This is a genomic window from Chryseobacterium sp. NG-CE01 (assembly GCF_055695505.1).
The window spans coordinates 1,037,825-1,059,293 of sequence record NZ_CM146369.1; the positions used below are offsets into that span (position 1 = coordinate 1,037,825).

General features: G+C 38.6%; 16 protein-coding genes. 11 read left to right on the forward strand and 5 right to left on the reverse strand.

What is annotated here, in order from left to right; translation table 11 throughout:
- Positions 1-72 precede the first annotated feature (72 nt).
- The 6 genes from ACYT6F_RS05080 to msrA all read left to right on the forward strand — a co-directional run bounded on the left by ACYT6F_RS05080 (position 73) and on the right by msrA (position 9,025).
- A complete protein-coding gene (locus tag ACYT6F_RS05080) occupies positions 73-2,202 on the forward strand; it encodes a TonB-dependent siderophore receptor (protein WP_472600167.1) in 2,130 nt (709 codons plus the stop codon).
- Positions 2,203-2,243: 41 nt separating this feature from the next.
- On the forward strand, positions 2,244-3,452 hold the full coding sequence (locus tag ACYT6F_RS05085; protein WP_472600168.1) for a PepSY-associated TM helix domain-containing protein: 1,209 nt from the start codon (positions 2,244-2,246) through the stop codon (positions 3,450-3,452).
- Positions 3,449-5,566 carry a TonB-dependent receptor gene (locus ACYT6F_RS05090; RefSeq protein WP_472600169.1) on the forward strand — a complete coding sequence of 706 codons (2,118 nt, stop codon included), beginning with the start codon at positions 3,449-3,451 and terminating at the stop codon, positions 5,564-5,566. The genes ACYT6F_RS05085 and ACYT6F_RS05090 overlap by 4 nt, the downstream gene beginning before the upstream one ends.
- Before the next feature lie 168 nt (positions 5,567-5,734).
- Positions 5,735-6,946, forward strand: coding sequence for a PepSY-associated TM helix domain-containing protein (locus tag ACYT6F_RS05095; protein ID WP_472600170.1), 1,212 nt, complete (start codon positions 5,735-5,737; stop codon positions 6,944-6,946).
- A gap of 86 nt (positions 6,947-7,032) precedes the next feature.
- Positions 7,033-8,001 carry an ROK family protein gene (locus ACYT6F_RS05100; protein WP_472600171.1) on the forward strand — a complete coding sequence of 323 codons (969 nt, stop codon included), beginning with the start codon at positions 7,033-7,035 and terminating at the stop codon, positions 7,999-8,001.
- A gap of 433 nt (positions 8,002-8,434) precedes the next feature.
- Positions 8,435-9,025 (forward strand): peptide-methionine (S)-S-oxide reductase MsrA, encoded by a 591-nt coding sequence (gene msrA, locus ACYT6F_RS05105; RefSeq protein WP_472600172.1) that lies wholly within the window; start codon positions 8,435-8,437, stop codon positions 9,023-9,025.
- A gap of 100 nt (positions 9,026-9,125) precedes the next feature.
- Here the strand turns inward: msrA and ACYT6F_RS05110 are convergent, their stop codons facing one another.
- Together ACYT6F_RS05110 and ACYT6F_RS05115 are read right to left on the reverse strand one after the other, a co-directional pair.
- On the reverse strand, positions 9,126-10,886 hold the full coding sequence (locus ACYT6F_RS05110; RefSeq protein WP_472600173.1) for a RagB/SusD family nutrient uptake outer membrane protein: 1,761 nt from the start codon (positions 10,884-10,886) through the stop codon (positions 9,126-9,128).
- Between the two features lie 12 nt (positions 10,887-10,898).
- Positions 10,899-13,943 (reverse strand): SusC/RagA family TonB-linked outer membrane protein, encoded by a 3,045-nt coding sequence (locus ACYT6F_RS05115; RefSeq protein WP_472600174.1) that lies wholly within the window; start codon positions 13,941-13,943, stop codon positions 10,899-10,901.
- A 331-nt stretch (positions 13,944-14,274) separates the two neighbouring features.
- Between ACYT6F_RS05115 and ACYT6F_RS05120 the strand changes: the two genes are divergently transcribed.
- Positions 14,275-15,342 (forward strand): phosphatidylinositol-specific phospholipase C1-like protein, encoded by a 1,068-nt coding sequence (locus ACYT6F_RS05120; RefSeq protein ID WP_472600175.1) that lies wholly within the window; start codon positions 14,275-14,277, stop codon positions 15,340-15,342.
- A gap of 43 nt (positions 15,343-15,385) precedes the next feature.
- On the opposite strand, the gene ACYT6F_RS05125 is transcribed toward ACYT6F_RS05120, so the two are convergent.
- From ACYT6F_RS05125 to ACYT6F_RS05135, 3 genes are all read right to left on the reverse strand, one after another.
- Positions 15,386-15,856 (reverse strand): GNAT family N-acetyltransferase, encoded by a 471-nt coding sequence (locus ACYT6F_RS05125; RefSeq protein WP_472600176.1) that lies wholly within the window; start codon positions 15,854-15,856, stop codon positions 15,386-15,388.
- Entirely contained in the window at positions 15,849-16,472 is a 624-nt protein-coding gene (gene yihA, locus ACYT6F_RS05130) for a ribosome biogenesis GTP-binding protein YihA/YsxC (RefSeq protein WP_472600177.1), read from the reverse strand. Before yihA ends, ACYT6F_RS05125 begins: the two co-directional genes overlap by 8 nt.
- A gap of 62 nt (positions 16,473-16,534) precedes the next feature.
- A complete protein-coding gene (locus ACYT6F_RS05135) occupies positions 16,535-17,296 on the reverse strand; it encodes an alpha/beta fold hydrolase (RefSeq protein ID WP_169231583.1) in 762 nt (253 codons plus the stop codon).
- 272 nt (positions 17,297-17,568) lie between these two features.
- Here ACYT6F_RS05135 and mraZ point away from each other — a divergent pair, with 272 nt between their 5' ends.
- The 4 genes from mraZ to ACYT6F_RS05155 all read left to right on the forward strand — a co-directional run bounded on the left by mraZ (position 17,569) and on the right by ACYT6F_RS05155 (position 21,410).
- Positions 17,569-18,027 (forward strand): division/cell wall cluster transcriptional repressor MraZ, encoded by a 459-nt coding sequence (mraZ, locus tag ACYT6F_RS05140; RefSeq protein ID WP_472600178.1) that lies wholly within the window; start codon positions 17,569-17,571, stop codon positions 18,025-18,027.
- A gap of 43 nt (positions 18,028-18,070) precedes the next feature.
- Positions 18,071-18,967 carry a 16S rRNA (cytosine(1402)-N(4))-methyltransferase RsmH gene (rsmH, locus tag ACYT6F_RS05145; RefSeq protein WP_472600179.1) on the forward strand — a complete coding sequence of 299 codons (897 nt, stop codon included), beginning with the start codon at positions 18,071-18,073 and terminating at the stop codon, positions 18,965-18,967.
- 102 nt (positions 18,968-19,069) lie between these two features.
- On the forward strand, positions 19,070-19,435 hold the full coding sequence (locus ACYT6F_RS05150) for an FtsL-like putative cell division protein (protein ID WP_169231586.1): 366 nt from the start codon (positions 19,070-19,072) through the stop codon (positions 19,433-19,435).
- Entirely contained in the window at positions 19,419-21,410 is a 1,992-nt protein-coding gene (locus ACYT6F_RS05155; RefSeq protein ID WP_472600180.1) for a penicillin-binding transpeptidase domain-containing protein, read from the forward strand. Before ACYT6F_RS05150 ends, ACYT6F_RS05155 begins: the two co-directional genes overlap by 17 nt.
- The last annotated feature ends 59 nt before the right edge of the window (positions 21,411-21,469 follow it).

Consider the following 21,469-nt stretch of genomic DNA (forward strand, 5'->3'; position numbering starts at 1 on the left):
TATGATAAATATCAATCCGATTATTTATTTAGAATAATTAAAAACAATATATTTGCAGAAAATTTGTGTTTCATGAAAAATGTACTGATCTGCGCTTCACTGTTAGGTTCTATGCTAACTTTTGCTCAGGAAAACGATTCTATTAAATCGAATGATATTGATGAAGTTATTGTAACAGGTTATATTACAAAAAACAGTGAATCGGCCAATAAAATGCCTTTAAAAGATATTGAAAATCCCCAGGTATACAACACCGTAAATAAGAATGTTATTAGGGAACAGGTTGCAACAAATATCAATGATGCTTTAAAAAACGTTACCGGTATAGCAAGATTATGGGAATCTACAGGAAGAGGAAATGATGGAGGAGAATACTATACCATGAGAGGCTTTTCGCTACAGCCAACTTTGCTAAATGGAATGCCATCATTCAATAACGGGACTATTGATCCCGCAGGAATTGAAACAATAGAAGCTATAAAAGGACCTTCTGGTACATTATACGGAGGAAGCGTAATTTCTTACGGAGGGTTATTAAATGTTGTTACAAAAAGACCATATAATTATTTAGGCGGTGAAATTGGCTATGTACTCGGAAGTTATGGCTTAAACAGAGTTACAGCAGACGTAAATGCTCCTGTCGGAAAAAACCTTTATGCAAGAATAAACGCAGCTTATCAGAAACAAAATTCTTTCCAAGATGCTGGATCTTACGAATCAATTTATGTAGCACCTTCGGTAAAGTATATCGTTAATGACCGATTGACATTTACAGTAAATACTGAAATTAAGAAATCTGATGCTGTAAATGCCCCAATGATTTTTTTAAGTAGATACAGCCCTCTTTCTTTTAATTCCATTGACCTGTTTGAACAAAACTATAAAAAGTCATACACAAGCAATGATCTAAGTATTAAAAATACTACATTTAATATTCAGGCGCAGGCTAATTACAAAATTTCAGGTAGCTGGACGTCTCAAACCATAGTCTCCAGAGGAAATACGAAAACGGACGGTTATAACCAATATTTATGGGATTCTGCTAATGGTGATGAGTTTACAAGATTCATTTCAAAATTAGGAGGGGAAACCAATACTACCGGAATTCAGCAAAATCTTGTTGGAAACTTCAATATCGGGAAAGTAAAAAATAAATTATTGGTTGGCTTAGATTATTTCCAGAGAGAATTTTTATTGGGAGGAACAGGCTGGTCTGGCTTTGGAACAATTTCTTTGGTAAACCAAACTGATACAAACGCAGGAAAACTTAATCAGGCTGCGGTAGATATTGAACTAGCAAAGACAAGTCAGGAAATAGGAAGAATGGAAACAAAAATATACAGTGCATACATTTCAGATGTAGTATATATCCTTCCAAATTTATCTGCGATGCTAAGTGCAAGAGTTGATCATTTTACAGGAAATCCAACCGCATATGCCGTGGAAGAATCAAAAGCAACCACAACTTTCTCTCCAAAATTAGGATTGGTATATCAGCCAATTCAGGATAAATTATCCATTTTCTCCAACTACATGAATGGTTTTCAAAATGTTGAACCTGTTCAGAACGTAGCATCAGACGGAAGCAAGTATTTTGCATATTTCGATCCTGAGCATGCCAATCAGTGGGAGGTGGGAACAAAAGCAAGCTTGGTTAAAGATAGATTATCAATTACGGCAAGTTATTACAATATCAAAGTTAAGGATAAAGTAATGCCGGATCCTACGAATGCTCAAAATAGTATTCAGGGGGGAGAAGTAGAAAGTAAAGGTTTTGAGGTAAGCGTTGTAGGAAGTCCAATAAATGGCTTGAACATTATTGCCGGGTTCAGCCATAACGACAGTGAAGTTACTGTAGGTGATCCTACCTATGTTGGATATCGCCCTGAAGAAGCCGGCCCTAAAAATCTCTTTAATTTTTGGGCAAACTATAAAGTACAGGAAGGAGCCTTGAAAAATGTGGGTATTGGTTTCGGAGCCAATTCTGCCAGTGAGCTTTATACCTTGAATAGAGCTTCTATAGGAACATTTGCTATCCCGAGTTATGCGATTTTTAATGCAGCACTGTCTTATAACGAAGATAAATACAGCTTAATTTTAAAACTGGATAATATTGCGAATAAAAAATATTTCTCCGGTTGGTCTACTGTAACACCGCAAAGATTAAGAACAGTATCATTAAGCTTAAATTACAGATTCTAAAACAATTAAAAGTTAACCCCTCAAAAGGTTAACTTTTTACTATGAGAAAGAAACGTCATCATAAAAGAAAACCTTCATTTATAAAAAAATGGTCTGCCAAACTGCATCTGTGGTTTGGCTTATCCGTTGGGATCATTGTTTTTATTGTTTCGCTGTCGGGAACCCTGTATGTCTTCAAAGATGAAATTCAGGGAATTTTACGAAAAGACGCTGTTTATATAAAAGACGAAACCATTGCGCAGCAACCATTACCAATACTGGTATTAAAGAAAAAAGTTGCCCAAACACTCAGCGAAAAATATCCGGTTACTTCCGTAGAAATTCCTTTAGATAAAAAAAGGTCTTATAAATTTCTGTTGTATGAAAAGGACAAAAATGCCTGGAATTATTTTGATGAGGTAAAGATCAATAAGCTGGTGTATGTAAATCCATATAACGGAGAAATCCTTGGTGTTTACAACGAAAAGTATGACCTTTTCCCTATTCTGAAAGCCATACATTGGAGCTTATTACTAAAAGCAGACTGGGGAAAATATGTGGTTGGAATTCCTACAGTCTTATTTATTATTATGCTCATTACAGGAATCATCCTTTGGTGGCCGAAAAATAAAAACGCACGGAAAGGGCGTTTCCGATTCAACTGGAAAGATGTAAAAACCTGGAAACGCAAGAACTATGATCTTCATAATATTTTAGGATTTTATGCTTCATTTATTGCTTTAATAGTGAGCTTATCCGGAATTTACTTTTCATTTCCCTGGGTGAAAAATGCTTTTAACCTTGCATTATCCGGCTCACCCGAACTTCCTAAAGAAAAAGAAATAAAATCCCCGGACTCTGCCTCATCTGTAAGTAAATATGTTTTTGACCTCACCGCACAGGAAACGAAAAAACGGTATGGCGCTTCGTCAAGCTTCAGAATTCCCCTGAACGGAAAAAACAAAAAAGGAAAAGACCTGAAAAATATTCCGGTTACCGTTTATGGTGAAGACGGAAGATTTGCTGTAAGAAGTCAGGTTGTTTTCGACAAATACTCAGCAGAACTATTAATGAATAAACCTCATCAGCAATTAACCAATGCTGAAAAATACGCCAATGCCAACTACGATATCCATACCGGCTCCTATTTTGGAATTTTTGGGAAAATACTCTGGTTTGTCACCGGTTTGGTATGCACTTCACTGCCCATTACAGGATTTTTGATATGGCTCGGCAAAAAAAAGAAAAAGGGAATTAGAAAATTATCATGAAAAAGACCATTTTAGCAGCTGCTGCGTTAGCTTCAATCACCGTAATTGCACAACAGAGGGATACACTGCAGGTAAAAGATGTAGATGAGGTTGTAATGACCGCCTCAAGGAAAAAAGAAAGCAGTAAAGAAATTCCGGGATCTGTGACAATTGTCAATCAAAAGCAGATCCAGTCACAACTGACGGTAAATTCAGATATTACAAGTATTCTGCAATATACTGTTCCGAGTCTGGCAACAAGTTCAGGGCAGACCTCCAATACCGGACAAACCTTACGAGGACGTCAGGTCTTGGTACTGATTGACGGGATCCCACAATCTACTCCTTTAAGAAACGGCGCCAGAGATATCAGATCTATAGACCCTTCCGTTATTGAACGAATCGAAGTCATCAAAGGGGCTTCTTCTATTTATGGAAACGGCGCAGACGGTGGTATTATCAATTATATCACCAGAAAAAGCAGTGGAGAAAAGAAAATCTCAGGAATCTCCCAGGCAGGTATTACGGGTCAGCCATACGGTGGAACATTAGGATTCAGAGCGAGCCAGCTTTTATCGGGAAAGATTACCAAAAATTTCGACTATGCAGCTTCTTTTGCTTATGAAAGAACCGGTTATATGAAGGACGGGGACGGAATAAACCTAAGCCCAACCTACAGCACCGCAAAAATGAATAATTACAACGGAATGCTGAAGCTAGGATACAATTTGAATGAAAATAACAGAATCGAAGTTTCTTATATCGGGTATTCTTCAAAATCTGATCTTAATTTAGGCCTTAAAACCGGAAAATACGGATCAATCCCAACCATCGGTGAAGGATTAGGAAAGGGTCTGGAAACCACTCCGCAGGGAACACCGAGAAATCACAACCTCAAACTGAGCTACGACAGTAAAAGACTTTGGCAGGGCACCTCCCTCAATGTCAATCTGTACATGCAGGATTTCAGAACGGTATATGGCTACAGCGATACATTTTTTAACGGAGGGCAGTCTAATGTCATTTCCAAGAAGTATGGCGCAAGAGCTAATTTCGACACTCACTTATGGAATGCAAAGAATTCCCAGGCGGAAGTTATCTACGGAATTGATGTTCTGAATGATCAGACCGTTCAGAAGCTTGAAGATGGCCGTTACTGGACCCCAGATATGAATATGACGAATATTGCTCCTTTTATGTTGGTTAAAATTGATCTCATGAAAAAATTAACGATCAAGGGAGGACTTCGCTATGAAAATATGAAAGTAAAAGTTGGGGATTTCAATACACTGTCAACCATTAAAAATGACGGTACCTTTACCCAAAGTATTTTTGTAAAAGGCGGAGACCTCGAATATAACGCTTTGGTGGGAAACATAGGAGTCCGTTATAACATCAATCCGGCTATCAATATTTTCGGAAGCTTCTCCCAGGCCTATTCCATTAATGAGCTGGGTAGAATCTTAAGAACGTCGACTTCAGAAACGATCAGTAATCTTGAAACAAAACCAATTATCGTTAACAATTATGAGCTGGGAACGACAGGACAAATTACCAAATGGCTCAATTATGAAATTACTTCTTACGTCAGCACTTCAAAACTTGGGGCAACTTTCGTACAAAGTCCCGACCGTGCTTTGACCATTCAGAGAGCTCCGGAAGTGGTGTATGGCGTGGAAGGATTTCTTCATTTTTCTCCAGCCAGATGGATCAGTTTCGGAGGAAGCTACAGCTGGATTGAAGGCATTACCTCTCCGAAAGATGATGGAGACTACTCTACCAAGATCAATAACAGCAGAATTTCAGCCCCAAAAGTTTTAGCCTATATTCAGACAAGACCTATAGATAAATTATCTGTAGGACTGGATATGCTTCACGCATTCGAGCAGGACAGATTTCAGCCAAATGTCAAAACCGGACTTTTTGCTTATGGTGAAGGAAGAGTTCCTGCCTATACTGTTTTTAATTTTAAATCAAGTTATGATATTAATAAAAACTGGAAACTATCAGTAGGAATCGAAAACCTTTTTAATACAATGTATCAGCCGGCTATTGCATGGTGGACCGCCAGGGACAGCGATTTCAACAACGCTTTGGGAATGAGAGGAACATTTATAGTTGAATATAAATTTTAAAGTTATTCTGATTTAAATTAGCACAAAAGTGCTTCAATTTTTAATACAATTGAAGCGCTTTTTCTTTGCATTAAGTTTCAAAGATCAATAAAAACCTGACGAAAATCCTTAATTATAAATATTCTAAATAAAAATTAAATATTATCTTTGCGGCAATTAAGGAGGGATATGAGAAAAAAGCATCACCATAAAAAAAAGCCAAGCACTTTTAAAAAATGGACCAGTAAGCTGCATTTGTGGTTTGGTTTAGTTATCGGGTTTCTGATTTTTATTATCTCGATTACAGGCGCGTTGTATGTTTTTAAAGATGAGATTGAAAATTTCACCCGCAAAGATGTTATTTATCATAACGAACAAAATATTGAACAGAAACAGGTTCTACCGATCCGCGTTCTGGAAAAAGCCGTTGTAGAACAGGTAAAAGAAAAATATCCTGTTCATTGGGTGAATATCCCGATTGATAAAAAGATGTCTTATCTTTTCTATTGGTATGAGCATGATCCTAAAGGCTGGAATTATTTCGACGAATTCCCAATCTATAAAGTGGCATACGTCAATCCTTACAACGGAAAAGTCCTGAGAACCTACGACGAAAAAAACGGATTCTTCCAGATTGTAAAAATGATCCACTGGAGCTATCTCTTAAAACAGTCGTGGGGAACTTATCTTGTAGGCATTCCCGTACTTATATTCATCATTATGCTGATCTCCGGAATCATCCTTTGGTGGCCGAAAAATAAAGCAGCCAGGAAACAGCGGTTTTCTTTCAAATGGCAAAACGTAAAAGGCTGGAAAAGAAAAAACTACGACCTTCACAATGTTCTTGGGTTTTATGCTTCCATCTTTGCGCTGATTTTTTCCATAACAGGATTATTTTATGCTTTCTTTGTGGTTCAGGCTGCGATTTATTTTATTTTCTCAGGAGGGAAGACTGCGTACCCGGACTTTTCATCAATTAAAACAAAAGCACCGATCGAATTGAGAACCGAAGGAACATTAGATAAAATCAGCAATACCGTAAAAGCAAAATATCCGGATTCCTATGGTTTTTCCATTGATCTTGGCCATGAACACATGGATGATCATGAACATCCAAACTTTGAAGTATATGTAAAGCATCTGTCTTATTCTTATCATAAAAGCAGCAGCTTGATTTTCGATGAAAATTCGGGTGAACTGCTTCACACGCACGACATGAAAGACAAAAATTTCGGCGAAAAAGCAGTCGGCGCCAACTATGATATTCACGTGGGATCGATTCTGGGACTGCCTACAAAGATCATTGCTTTTGTCGTAAGTCTTATATGTGCCTCACTACCAGTAACCGGCTTTATGATCTGGTGGGGAAGAAGAAAAAAGAAGAAGGTGATATCAACGTAATATTTTTTTAAATAAAATGCTGCTTAATCGTCTAATAATAATATCTTTTTTATAATTTTAGCCTTTTAGAATTATTAAGAAGAGAAATGTCATTAGTAGATTTGTCAAAACAGGTTGCGTTGGGAATTGATATCGGCGGAACGAACACAAAATTTGGAGTGGTAAACCACAGAGGGGAAGTTTTGGAAAAAGGAAATATCCGGACCGATGCCTATCCTACCGTAGAAGAATATATTGATGCTTTATATGAAGCCGTTCATCCCCTGATCGAAAGCCATGGAAAAAACAAAAATTTTGATGGGATAGGAGTTGGAGCTCCCAATGCCAACTACTATACAGGAACCATTGAGCAGGCACCCAATTTACCATGGAAAGGAGTTATTCCTTTTGCGGAACTGATGAAGGCCAAATTCGGACTGCCCTGTACCATAACCAATGATGCCAATGCTGCAGCCATCGGAGAAATGCTTTTCGGAGCAGCGAGGGGAATGAAGGATTTCATCATGATAACTCTGGGAACCGGGGTCGGAAGCGGTATTGTTGCCGGCGGTAAGCTTATCTACGGACATGACGGATTTGCAGGAGAGCTGGGACATACTATTGTAAAGCCTGGCGGAAGAAAACATTGGAGCACTGGTTCTGAGGGCTGCCTTGAAGCGTATGCTTCTGCTACAGGAATTGCCATTACCGCAAAAAAAATGCGTGCAGAGTTTCCCGAGTCTATGCTGAATCAATATCCTGAAGAAGCCATCAATTCTAAAACCGTACACGAATGCGCATTGAAAGGTGATCCTATTTCTATTGAAGTTTTCAGGTATACCGGACAAAAATTGGGTGAAGCGCTGGCAAATTTTGTCATGTTTTCTTCTCCTGAGGCGATTCTTCTTTTTGGAGGCGTTATCAAAGCGGGTGATTTCATTTTAAAACCTACAAAACTTCACATGGAAAGAAATTTACTTCCTATTTTCAGAAATAAAGTGAAGCTGGTTTTCAGTGAACTTGATGAGGCAGATGCTGCGATCCTGGGAGCAAGCGCTTTGGTCTGGGAGAAATAAATTGAACGTATACATAAACATGAGCATCCTTTTTAAGGGTGCTTTTTTATTGATAAATATTTTCACGCAAAGATAAATTGCTGTCTCGCTGATTTTAGAAGACAAAGGCAATAAATTGCTGCGCGAAGCGAACGTCAGCTTCATCAATCAGCTTGCTGATACTTCTTTGTCTTCTCGAAATAATATGCTGTGAAAATAAATTCTTTGCGTCAAATAAATCACGCTGATTTAGCAGACTTTTGTTTTAGAAATTCATAGTTTTACTGTTTATATGCTTAAAAGAACGTTTTAATCTTAAAGTCAATTATTCTCACTTGCTGCAAAAAATAATTTGTCTGATCTATCATCATCATTTGGATTTGACTCGGATGATGGCGCAAAAATTGAAAAACTTTTCATTATTTTTGATTAGTTTTTTCTCCACTATTACTTAATGAGAAAAATATTCAAATACAATAATCAACTTAGAATGGATAACAATAATTTAGAACAGATTACTTTCGGAGGCGGATGCTTCTGGTGTGTGGAAAGCTGTTTCAATATGCTGAAAGGTGTACAGTCTGCTATTTCAGGATATTCGGGCGGGCATAAAGACAATCCTACGTATGAAGAAGTATGTACGGGAGAAACCGGCCATGCTGAGGTAGTACAGATTACCTACGATCCTGCCGTTATTTCTTACGAACAGTTAATGGATGTTTTTTTCTTCCTTCACGATCCTACACAACTTAACAGACAGGGTAATGATATCGGTACCCAATACCGTTCGGTAATTTATTATAAAGACGATGCTGAAAAAGCAAAAGCTGAAGAAGCCATTGAAAAATCTAAACAGTCCGGAAGATGGCAGGGAACTTATGTAACGGAATTGACGAAATTCGAGAAATTCTGGCCGGCAGAACAATACCATCAGGGTTATTACAATGAAAACCCTACACAGCCTTACTGCAGTGCGGTGGTAGGTCCCAAAATCCAGAAGTTCAAAAAGCATTTCAGTGAATTGGAAATGCTGAACGCAGAATAATAAATAAAATCAAACCTTGAAGGTTTAGAAGATAAAAAAATAAAGCGAAGAGAATCACCTCTTCGCTTTTGCAATAATTAATAGTAGTCTATGAAGATATTTAATATCCTGGATTCTGTGTAAAATCTTTCGAGGCGTCAATAGTTGCCTGAGGAATCGGGAAAATTCTTCTGTAAGGCTGAGATGCCGGTTTTGCCGTTCCCGGAAGATCAAACTTTCCGAATCTGATCATTGCTTTTCTTCGGTACATTTCCCAGTAAAGCTCAAATCCTGATTCTCTGAATAATGTATTGGCGTCCAAAGAAGTAAGCGCTACACCCGGAGCATTGTTCTTCAATGCATCGTTGGTTCTGCTGGTCCTCAGTTTATTAACATCAGCCAGTGCAGCCGTTACATTTCCGCTTCTGAAATATGCTTCCGCTCTCATCATATAGATGGTTCCCAAACGGTACAAAGGAACATCCATACCGCTGGTTCCGTTGTTTCCGTATCCCGGATCAAATTCAAACTTGAAGTTTCTCACTCCCCTGTTGATCTGGGCCTGAGTAAATACGGCTTCCGAAGGATTATCGAAATTCAGTTCCGGAGTGAAGTCTGCGGTAAGCGTTGTATTTTTTTCGGTGAATAACTTGTACACTTTAATTCTTCCGTCTGCTGTCATATCAAAATTACCGTTTGAAAGAATTTTAGGGCCATACTGCTGCCCCACCTGCAGACCTCTGTTGAAGTGAAACCACGGCTTTCCGGTTCCTTCCACTTTGCTTGTTGCAGGTACGCTCACATCTGTTCCGTCATTTCTGAACCAGGTTCCGTCTTCATACCGATACGATCTCTGGAAGCGCGGATCATCGTGATTGCCGTTCCATGAATAATAGAATTCCGGCGTTACACAAGAGGCATTGGTTCCTCTGTTATCCGGAGATGGTTTCTGAATTCTTTCCATCGACATGTAAGCAAGGTCATTATCAGCGTTTCTGTTTGAATTTTTTTTCTGAACAATGCTAAAAATCATCTCCTTGCTGTTATCATTATTAATATCAAAATTGTGGAAGTAATTTGACTCTAAGCTAAACATCGGATTGTTAATCAGCAAATTAGAATACTGAATTACCTTATCCATATCCGTTCCGCCACCATTCACGGCCTGTTCTAAGAAATTGAAGGTGCTTGCCGTTTTATTTTTTAGGACCGCCCTGTTTAGATACATATCTGCAAGCAATGCGTAAGCAGCCTGCTTTGTGAATCTTCCTGCATGGGTATTCTGGGTTTTGAGATCTGCTAGATTAGGAATAAGCCCTTCCACTTCCTTAATCAGCTCATCAATTGCAGTTTCGGCATTTCTGATCTGAATCGGATCATTTGCATTATCAGGATTTCTGTACGGAGCTTTTCCAAAAAGATCAATTGTGGTGTAGGTATAAAATGCCAAAAGACCCTTTGCTTCAGCTAAAAATAATGCTTTGTTATTAATCGTACTTTTGTTAATACTGCCTATCGCAAAGAGGGATTTTGTAATACCGAAATTGAGTTGATTCCATGTATTTTTTACAACATCACTGTTGGCATTCCATGTAAATTCGTGCATGGCTCTCCATTTGCCGCCATCTCCCCAGTCGCTTCCTCTGGTCGGTAACAGTGCTTCGTCTGTAGAATATTCCTGAAGCGCAAAAACGCTTCCATGATCTACAAAAGTTCCGTCTCCAAGCTGCCCGTAAGCTGCAGCAAGCGAAGCCTCAGGATCTGCATTTTCATTTGAAGGTACCTCGTCGATCAATTTTTCATCAAGATTGGTACATCCTACTAAAGCAAGTGTAGCCGCGAAAAATATAATTCTATTGATATTTAAAAAACTTAATTTCATAATTTCTTTTAATTAAAATTTAACAGTTGCTCCTAAAATGAAGGTTTTTGCAGATGGATAGGTGGTGTAATCAATTCCCAATGACTGGTTACCGCCAACAGCCTTACTTGTATCTACCAAAGGATCATAGCCTGTATAGTGCGTAATCGTAAAGAGATTTTGTGCACTCACATAAAGATTAATGCTTTTTAGAAACTTTAGCTGATCGACATCGAACGTATAGCCTAATCTTACATTATTGAGTCGGATAAAATCTGATTTTTCAAGATATAAAGAAGACAGCTGCGGCTGATTGGAAAAGCTTGCTCCCGAATCGTAGAAATTTTTCAGTACATTTCTGTCCGATGCCAAATTATTAATATTAAGATCTAAAGCGGTATTGTTTACAAGGTAACCTCCAGTCTGCCCGATGAAAGAGAATGCAAAATCAAATTTTTTGTACTTCATGTAAGAATTTATCCCGAAAGTAAAATTCGGAATAGCACCTTCAAAAACTTTTCTGTCTGCCGGATCAATTTTTCCGTCTCCGTTCACGTCTTCATACATATATTTTCCATCGGCATCGGCTCCTATATAATTGAGCATAAAAAATGATCCAGCCTCATATCCGTTCCTGTAAATATTTGCCGTAACACCAGAAAACCCAGGCCCGGAAATCTCTCCCGAATAAATTCCGGAAACAGGAAGTCCGCTTATCTCGTTGTTTACGGTAGCTCCGTTTACGTCAAGATTCCAGGTAAAATTCTCATTTTTTATAATTTCTGATCCTAAAGAAAATTCAATCCCTTTATTGATTATTTTACCGTCTGCATTTCTGTACATCATTTCAGTAGAGCTTAATGCAGGAGTCGGTATAAATAAGATTGCATTTTTTGTTGTTTTATTATAATATTCCAACGACCCGTACAGTTTATTTTTAAATAAGCTGAAATCTGCTCCGATGTTGGATTGTTCTACTGTTTCCCACTTTAAATCTGGGTATGGAGTTCTTACTACCGAGATGCCGTTCACAAGGTTCAGATTGTCATATAAATAATATCCTGCAGACTGTGACAATAAATAACTCGCCTTGGTAATTTTATTCTGAACCTCCTGGTTACCGGTTTGCCCCCAGCTTCCTCTTAGCTTTAGTTCATTAATAATTGGGGAACCTTTCAGGAAATTCTCATTAGAAACCGTCCAGCCTACGGCAACCGAAGGAAAATATCCGTATTTATTATTTTTTCCAAAACGCGTCGAACCGTCTGCTCTCAGGGAAGCTGTTAACAAATATTTTTTATCAAAATTATAATTCACCCTGCCGAAATACGATTGTAATTCATTTTCCTGAGCATAACCGGCGCCCGGAACAAAAGTCGTTCCCGAATATCCCGGGTTGATTTCAGGTGCGATTCCTGCTCCCTGAGCTGCGATATCTTTTACTCCAAAATACGTCCCTGTATTTTTGAATTTTTGATAAGAGAATCCTCCAAGCACATTGAAATTATGTCTGTTCAGATTAAAATCATAGGTCAGGTAATGCTCCAGAAGGACATTATAAGAATCCAGATTGGCCTGAACGTAAAGTCCTTTAGGTGTTCTGTCGGTAACATTCGGATACATGGTTGTATTTCTTTCCGACATGGTTTTATCGATCCCTAAATTGAATTTGTAATTAAGTCCCGGTAAAATTCTTAACGTTGCTTCCGTATTTCCCAATATCCTGAATGTATTGGTTTTATCATTATATACGCTCAATAAATACAAAGGATTGTAATGAGCATTCATATTGAAATTGGTAAAATTTCCGGTTTCATCGTATACGGAACGGGTAGGATTCGCCATTAAAGCATGAATAATCAGCTGACCGTCGGAGCCGGCATTTCCACCATTCGGAATTCCTGTCTCTTTAATGTCACTCGCCGTAAGGTTGAGTTTTACCTTTAATCTTTTATTATCGAAAAAAGATTCTTCTGCATTCAGACGTGCTGTTGTCCTCTTAAAACTGCTGTTTAAAACGATACCATCCTGATCCATGTGGGAAAGGGATGCAAAATAACTTCCTGTGTCCGTCGCTTTTGAGAAAGACACCGAATGATTGGATGAAACGGCATTTCTGTAAATTTCGTCCTGCCAGTCTGTATTTCCTCCGTGATCGTACAATTTGTTGATTCCGGCTGCCCTGTATTCATCTGCTGTTAAAAGATCAAGCTTTTTAATCACTGAAGAAAAACCCAAATAGGTATCATACGTAAAGATCGGCTCTCCCTTTTTTCCTCTTTTGGTGGTTACCAGAACAACCCCGTTTGATCCTCTTGCTCCATAAATTGCGGCGGCAGAGGCATCTTTTAATACCGTGATAGATTCTATATCAGAAGTATTTAAAAAGTTTAACGGATTTTTAGCCTGTACATTTCCTAAGCCTACATTCGGGCTTTGTGCGCTTACCGGGTCGTTATTCAACGGCACACCGTCTACCACAAATAAAGGAGTACTTCCGCTTCTGATGGACCCGATTCCCCGGATAGAAACATTCACTCCAGCTCCCGGTTCACCACTTGTCTGTACAATACGTACTCCGGCAATTTTCCCCTGCATCAGGTTATCTACAGAGATATTCATTCCTTCTTTGAAATTCTCTGCTTTCAGTTGGCTGATTGCCCCGGTTAAATCAGATTTTTTCTGAGATCCGTATCCTACAAGTGTTACTTCTTCAATAGAAGTTTCTCCTTTCTTTGATTTCAGCTGAACTGAAACCGCAGGTCCTGAAACTTTTGTTGTCTGGATTTCATATCCTTCATAGGAAATGGATAATGTCTGGCCGATATTCGCAGCAATTGTAAAATTCCCTGAATCGTCAGTAGTAGACTTAGCTCCGGTTTCAACAACAGTTACTGTTGCTCCTGCAATGGCAGCACCGTCCTGATCCGTTACGTTTCCGGTAATTGTTTCATTAACCTGGAAAACAGCAATGTGATTTGCCGAGAGATTTTCTGCATGAGCTTGATTTGCCAATAGGAAAATCATCGCAACCGGGATTAGTTTTTTAAAACTAAAAGAGTTAATTTTGTGATACATATCATTAAGTAAAGTAATTGCATGACGTTACATTGCTTAATAAAAAGCCGCTGTTGTTGCCGCAACAGTGGTTTTCATTTCCGCCCGTCGTTAGTTTTTATTTCGGGATACAAAGTAAAAACGTTTAAGCGGAAAACATTTTAACATAATATTATCTTAAAATCAATAAAATATCAACTCATAAGATTTTGATACAAGATTTATATTTAATTTTCAAGGATTTACGAATGGATTGTTATTTAATCATTTACACAATATTAAAAAACACTTAACATAATATAAAGGCCGGCTTTGATCAGACTTCATAATTTCGCCAAAGAAAATTGAAGCAATGAAAAATATATTTTTCTTAGGACTGTATGTGTCGTTAATACCGCTCTTCCAGTCGCAAATACAGGATCTTAATGATTTAAAAATAAATCAGATACAGGTAATCGGCTCGCACAACTCTTATAAAAAAGCTATTTTACCGGAGGTTTACAGCTATTTGTCGCAAAAAGATTCGTTACACTTCCTTCCGAGAATTCAGTATGAACATATTCCGATCCCGCAACAGCTGGATCTTGGCTTACGAAACCTTGAAATAGATGTCTATGCAGACAGCAAAGGCGGGAAATATGCCCACCCCAAAATTCTGGATCTGGTAAAAACATCCCAGCCGTTTGATCCGGAAGGTAAAATGAAAAAGCCGGGCTATAAAATGATTCATATTACGGACATTGATTATCAGACACAGTATTATACTTTGGAAGACTGCCTGAAAGATTTAAAAAAATGGTCTCAAGCGCATCCCGATCATGATCCCGTTTTTATCACTTTGGAGCCGAAGGACGGAACAGCCAATCAGTTCGGAACGGAGCCTGAACATTATACTCCGAAACTTTTTGATGATCTTGATAATGAACTTAAAAAATATCTCGGAAAAAATAAAATCATCACTCCTGACGATATCCGCGGTTCTTACAAAACCTTGAATGAAGCGGTTTTAAACAAAAACTGGCCAAAGGTAAAAGATGCCAGAGGCAAATTTCTGTTTGTTCTCGACAACAACAGTGAAAACAGGGATCTCTATATAAAAGATCACCCTTCGCTGAAAGGCCGGATGATTTTTACCAATTCTGAGCCGGGAACTCCAGAATCGGCGGTACTATTCAGAAATGATCCGAATCCCGGAATTGCAGAGCTGGTAAAACAAGGATATATCATCAGAACACGAGCAGATGCAGATACGATGGAAGCCCGTAAAGAAGATTATTCAAGATTTGAAAAGGCTAAAGAAAGCGGCGCCCAGGTTATTACGACAGATTATTATCTGCCGAGCAAACTATTTAAATCCAGCTACAAAATAAGCTTTGAGAATAATTCTTACGAAAGAAAGAATCCCGTAAACGGAAAATAGAACATTTTTACAATTAGATTTATAATTGAAAAGGCTTTCAGATCTATGAAAGCCTTTTCTGCTTTTTTCGGTAAAGCATTTCCGTATGCGGAATATCGTCTTCAAGGTATTTTTTACCGGTGTCTTCAAAACCAAACTCACCATAAAACTTCAGCAGGTAATCCTGTGCGGAAATTCTTATTTCATCCGTACGGAACCGCGCTTCTATCGTGTCAATCGCGTACGCTATAAGTTGTTTTCCAAGATTTTTACCTCTTGCCTTTTCAGTGGTCAGCACTCTGCCGATCGAGGCTTCCTGATATTTTATGCCTTTATCAAAAATCCGGCAGTTGGCCAGAACTTCACCGTCCTGTTCTGCCCAGATATGAACCGCTTTCTGATCATAGTCGTCCAGATCAGGATAAGGGCAGTTCTGCTCTACTACAAAGACATCAATTCTCGCTTTCAGAACATTATACAGTTCCGGAACGGTAAATTCTTTAAAAGTTTTGATTTTCCAGATAATGTTACTCATCGAAACTCACATTATTATTAGCCAAAAATTCATTGGTTTTTTGAATAAAATCAAGGATTTCATCACAGCCTTCTTTTTTCTCTGCGGAGGTTACATAGATTTCCGGAAGATCTTCCCAGGTTTTATGAAGCTCGGTTTTGTAATCTTCGACATTTTTTATGGCTGCATTTGGTTTCAGTTTATCCACCTTGGTAAAAACAATAGAAAATGGCACCCCGCTTTCGCCGCACCACTGTATAAATTCCAGATCGATGGTCTGGGGTTTGTGGCGGGAATCTACCAGTACAAAAAGATTAACGAGATTTCTTCTGTTAAGAATATAGTTGGTAATCAGCTTTTCAAAGTCTTTTCTGATTGATTTGGAAACTTTTGCATACCCGTAGCCCGGCAAATCCGTAAGATACCAGTTTTCATTAACCATGAAATGATTGATAAGTTGCGTCTTTCCTGGGGTCTGAGAAGTTTTAGCCAGATCCTTATGGTTCATCATTGCATTGATCAATGAAGATTTGCCCACGTTTGACCTTCCGATAAAAGCATATTCCGGAAGATTGGGTTCCGGGCAGTCCTGCCATTTGCCGCTGCTCTTTACGAATGTTGCTGTTTTAATAACCATCTTGAATATTTTTAGAAAAATAAACCATTAAGAAAGTTCTTAATGGCTCATTTATATTTAATTTAAACTTTATCCTTTAACCAGCTGTAGAGAATTTCATTGAATTCATCCGGCTTCTCCATCATCGCTGCATGGCCGCACTCATCAATCCAGAAGAGATCCGAATTCGGAATAAATTTATGCATATCTTCTGCCACCTCAGGAGGCGTTACATTGTCCTGTTTTCCCCAGATCAGGCAGGTTGGCGTAAGAATCTTCGGAAGATCGTGAAGCATATTGTGCTTGATGGCACTTCTCGCCAGCATTACGGTTTTAATCCCTTTCATCCTGTCATTTACTACCGAGAAAACTTCATCCACAAGATCCTCTGTCGCAATTTCAGGATTATAAAATACCTCTTCGGTTTTCTTTCTTATATACGAACGGTCATTCTTCCGCGGAAAACTGTCGCCAAAAGTTCTTTCATAGAGTCCCGAACTTCCTGTAAGCACCAGATTTTTAATCAGATCCGGTCTTGCCAGTGTTAAAATCAGCCCGATATGCCCTCCCATTGAATTTCCTACAATTGTTGCAGGGGCTTCTACATGGGCTTCTATAAACTTGGCAATATATTTTGCAATTGTGGTAAGATTGGTATTGAGTACCGGCAAATCGTAGATCGGCAGCTGAGGAACATATACTTTGAATCCCCTGTCTGAAAAAAAATCCACCATCTTATCGAAATTACTCAACCCACCCATTAAACCGTGCAACAGCACCAATGGATGTCCTTCTCCCGCCTCAACGAAGGTATATTTCTTTTCTTTTCTTGTACTAAATATCATAAATTGCCTTAATAAAGCCTTGCAAAAATACAAATTAAACCTCAAAAATATTTTGATAAGCCTAATTTAAAATAAAAATAATATACCAAACTCTTTTTTAAAGCATTTTTTCTTAAACACTTTGCTATGGCGCGAATAATAACTCGCACAACAATCTACATACCAGTTTCTTATCTAACCGAAGCTCAATCTCTGATAAAACTTATCAACATTAAGGCAAAAAGTGGGAAAAAGTGGGAACTTTTGGAAATTATTATATAAATTTGTCCCAAATGAAAAATTTCATTGGAACATATGAGTGTAAAATTGACGACAAAGGCCGTTTAAAAGTTCCTTCATCTCTTATTAAACAGATGGAAAACTTCGACGATAAGGCGTTTGTAGTCAAGAGATCCGTGTTCCAGCCCTGCCTGGAAGTGTATCCTATGAATGCCTGGGATAAGGTGATGGGCAAAATTAATAAACTAAACAGATTCATTAAAAAGAATGCTGATTTCATCAGAATGTTTACGGCAGGTGTAAAAACAGTAGAACTGGATAACGCAGGAAGGCTTCAGATCTCGAAAGATCTTATGACTTTTGCCAACCTTCAGAAAGATATTGTGATTACAAGTGCAGGAGAACTCTTCGAAATCTGGGATAAAGACGATTATGAAAAAGTGATTTCCATAAACGAAGAAGATTTTGCAGGCCTCGCCGAAGATGTGATGGGCGCTTTCGATGAAGAATAATAAGCTGATTATAAACTAAAAAGCTAAAAAACACAATTTAAACATGTATCACAACCCCGTTTTGTTGAAGCAAAGTGTTGATGATTTGGTAACGAATCCAGACGGAACATATGTGGACTGTACTTTTGGCGGTGGAGGTCATTCAAGAGAAATATTGAGCAGGCTCTCCGACAAAGGAAGGCTTTTCAGCTTTGATCAGGATCTCGATGCCCTTAAAAATACGATTGATGATCCGAGATTTACATTAATCAATCAGAATTTCAGATTCCTGGAAAATTCCCTGCTGATGTACGGTGTTTCCCAGGTAGACGGCATTCTTGCTGATCTTGGAGTTTCTTCCCACCAGTTTGACGAAGCAGAAAGAGGCTTCTCTACAAGAAGCAATGCTCCATTGGATATGAGAATGAATGTCATGCAGGGTCTTGACGCCAAAAGAGTAATTAATGATTACGATGAAGAGCAGCTTGCCGATATATTTTATTATTACGGTGAACTGAGAGAGGCAAGAAAACTCGCAAGAGATATTGTACATCACCGGAAAACCAAAAGCATAGAAACAACGGAAGACCTGAAGAAACTTTTCAGCTACCTTCCGCCAAACAAAGTAAACAAATTTTATGCACAGCTTTTCCAGGCGATCAGAATTGAAGTAAACCAGGAGCTTAAAGTATTGAAAGAAATGCTTGTTCAGGCATACAATGTTTTAAAGCCGGAAGGCAGACTGGTCGTTATTTCTTACCATTCCCTGGAAGACAGGCTGGTAAAAAGATTTTTGAAAAACGGAATGTTTGAGGGAGAGCCCGAAAGAGACATTTACGGAAATTATAAAAAAGCATTCGAACTGGTAAAGAGTAAAGCCATCATTCCCGACGACAAGGAAATTGAAGAAAACTCAAGAGCCAGAAGTGCTAAAATGAGAACAGGAATTAAGGTAGGATAAATTCCACCCGCAACTTTCCCTCCTCTGGAAGGGTGGCGAAAATTCAAAGAATTTTTGACGGGGTGGTAACAAAATAATATAAAAATAAATCAGACAAAGTCTGTGGCAAAAAGAACAACATATCGTCCCCAGAAGAGACTCACTTTTATAGACATTATAAAAGGAAATTTCCTGAACCGGGATGAGATCAAAATACATTACCGGTATTTTCTCCTGCTCTTTGTGCTGATGATGGCCATGATTTACAGCAATCATCTGGTTAATAAAAAGATAGAAATTGTTAATGCCTTAAAGGAAGAAACAGAAGAATATAAATCGCGAAACGCTTATGCACAAAGTAAGCTGATCAAAGTAAAAATGGAATCTGAATTGGGGAAAGAAGTCGCCCGGGATTCTTTGATGACCCTGGAAAGCCATCCTCACAAATTGCTCATAAAACTGGACAGTACAGATGCAAAAACAAAATGAATACGATAACAAGCGTAAAAAAACGTTACGTTGGGGCTACCTCTTTGCAGTGGTAGCTTTGTGCGTGTTTGTCATGTTTTTAACAAGGATTGTAATCCTTCAGAATACTAATGTTCAGGAAATTAAGGACGATTACATTAATAAAAATTACCGTGAAGCCACACTGAAGGCTGCCCGCGGAAACCTTTTCGCTTCAGACGGCTCTATTCTCGCCACCACCGTTATGCGGTACGATATTTATCTTGATTTTAAAACAATGAAAGATACTGTATACAGCAACAATATCGGTGCATTGACAGATTCCTTAAGCAAAATGTTCGGGAAACCAAGAGGTGAATTCAGAAAAAAGTTTGACGAGCAGAGAAAAAAGAAAAACCAATATTACACTTTGGTGAAAGGCCTCGATTTTGACCAGTACGACAGAATCCGCAAATTTCCGATTTTTAAAAAAGGAAAGAATAAAGGCGGTTTTATTGTTGACAGAAACTATAAAAGAGAACTTGCCACCTCTGAAATCGGTGCGGGAACAATCGGAATGGATAACGGAGAGTTTAGTTCCGGACTGGAAGGCGCTTTTTCAAAATATTTAAGAGGAACCGACGGAAAAAGACTGGAGCAGAGAATCAACTCCTCCCAATGGAAACCGATTGACTTCTGGAAAGTTCAGGAACCTGTTGACGGAGAAGATGTTTACACTACGCTAGACCTTAGAATTCAGGACATTGCACATTCGGCTTTGCAGAAGCAGCTTGTTAATTTCGAAGCAAAGCACGGAACCGTGATCGTCATGGAAGTGGAAACAGGAAAAGTGCGTGCAATGGTGAACCTAAGAAGAAACGACGACGGAGAGTATGTGGATTCTTACAATTATGCCTTAAAAGACAATATCGAGCCCGGTTCCACTTTTAAAACCATTTCCCTTCTCGCCGCAATGGACGACGGTTTTATTGACGAAAATACAACCGTAGATGTAGGAAACGGAATCTGGGTATACGCCAAACAAAGAATTTCTGATGGCCACGGCGGCGGAACATACGACATCAGTGATGTTTTGGCCAAATCCAGCAACGTAGGATCTGCAAAGCTTATTACAAAATACTACGCAGAAAAACCCCAGATTTTCCTTGATCATTTAAGACGCTGGAAATTGTTTGATAAAATGGACATCGAGCTTCCGGGAATTACAAAACCAAAAATTCTGACTCCTGAAAGCAAAAGATGGAATGCCGCCACATTAGCATCCATTGCCTACGGATATTCCACCAACATCAACCTGCTGCAGTTAACAACTTTCTACAACGGTGTTGCCAACAAAGGTAAAATGCTGAAGCCTCTGTTCATCGATAAAATCATGAAAGACGGTAAGGTAATGTACAATGCCAAACCTGAAGTAATGGTCAGCAGAATGGCTTCCGATAAAGCCGTTAAAATGATGACGCATGCTTTAACAAAAGCTGTAGAAAAAGGAACTGCCAAAAGTATTTTTACCCCAAACCTGAAAATGGCAGGGAAAACCGGAACGGCAAGATTTGAATACTGGCTGCCCGGACCTATGAAATACCGCTCTTCCTTTGCAGGATTTTATCCCGCTGATAATCCGAAATATACGTGTTATGTGATGATCAGTGAGCCCAATACCTCGAAAGGATTTTACGGAGCAACAGTTGCCGCACCTGTGTTTAAAGAAATTGCTGGAAAAACATTCCTGAAAACACCGCAAAATATCGAAAGAGAAATGCTGGTCGACAGAAAGGTAAACCTCAATAAAATGGTTGAACCCAATGTGAAAGTAGCTGTCAACAACAAACAAATGCCAAATGTTGTAGGATTGATCGGTAAAAATGTCATTCCGCAACTGGAGAATTTAGGATATCGTGTCGATTTTAAAGGAGTAGGAAGAATTAAAGAACAATTCCCACTAGAAGGCACTACCATCAGCAAAAATCAGAGAATTTATTTGTCTCTGCAAAATTAAAAGAATGAGTCCTGAAAGGACGATTTAAAATAGAATAGGATGTAAATCCTATAAAAAAT

Coding starts and splice junctions, on each gene's coding strand:
- ACYT6F_RS05085 (WP_472600168.1), top strand. CDS start 2,244: ATGAGAAAGAAACGTCATCATAAAAGAAAACCTTCATTTATAAAAAAA.
- ACYT6F_RS05100 (WP_472600171.1), top strand. CDS start 7,033: ATGTCATTAGTAGATTTGTCAAAACAGGTTGCGTTGGGAATTGATATC.
- ACYT6F_RS05155 (WP_472600180.1), top strand. CDS start 19,419: ATGCAAAAACAAAATGAATACGATAACAAGCGTAAAAAAACGTTACGT.
- rsmH (WP_472600179.1), top strand. CDS start 18,071: ATGTATCACAACCCCGTTTTGTTGAAGCAAAGTGTTGATGATTTGGTA.
- msrA (WP_472600172.1), top strand. CDS start 8,435: ATGAGAAAAATATTCAAATACAATAATCAACTTAGAATGGATAACAAT.
- ACYT6F_RS05120 (WP_472600175.1), top strand. CDS start 14,275: ATGAAAAATATATTTTTCTTAGGACTGTATGTGTCGTTAATACCGCTC.
- ACYT6F_RS05095 (WP_472600170.1), top strand. CDS start 5,735: ATGAGAAAAAAGCATCACCATAAAAAAAAGCCAAGCACTTTTAAAAAA.
- mraZ (WP_472600178.1), top strand. CDS start 17,569: ATGAAAAATTTCATTGGAACATATGAGTGTAAAATTGACGACAAAGGC.
- ACYT6F_RS05115 (WP_472600174.1), bottom strand. CDS start 13,943: ATGTATCACAAAATTAACTCTTTTAGTTTTAAAAAACTAATCCCGGTT.
- ACYT6F_RS05090 (WP_472600169.1), top strand. CDS start 3,449: ATGAAAAAGACCATTTTAGCAGCTGCTGCGTTAGCTTCAATCACCGTA.
- ACYT6F_RS05110 (WP_472600173.1), bottom strand. CDS start 10,886: ATGAAATTAAGTTTTTTAAATATCAATAGAATTATATTTTTCGCGGCT.
- ACYT6F_RS05080 (WP_472600167.1), top strand. CDS start 73: ATGAAAAATGTACTGATCTGCGCTTCACTGTTAGGTTCTATGCTAACT.
- ACYT6F_RS05125 (WP_472600176.1), bottom strand. CDS start 15,856: ATGAGTAACATTATCTGGAAAATCAAAACTTTTAAAGAATTTACCGTT.
- yihA (WP_472600177.1), bottom strand. CDS start 16,472: ATGGTTATTAAAACAGCAACATTCGTAAAGAGCAGCGGCAAATGGCAG.
- ACYT6F_RS05135 (WP_169231583.1), bottom strand. CDS start 17,296: ATGATATTTAGTACAAGAAAAGAAAAGAAATATACCTTCGTTGAGGCG.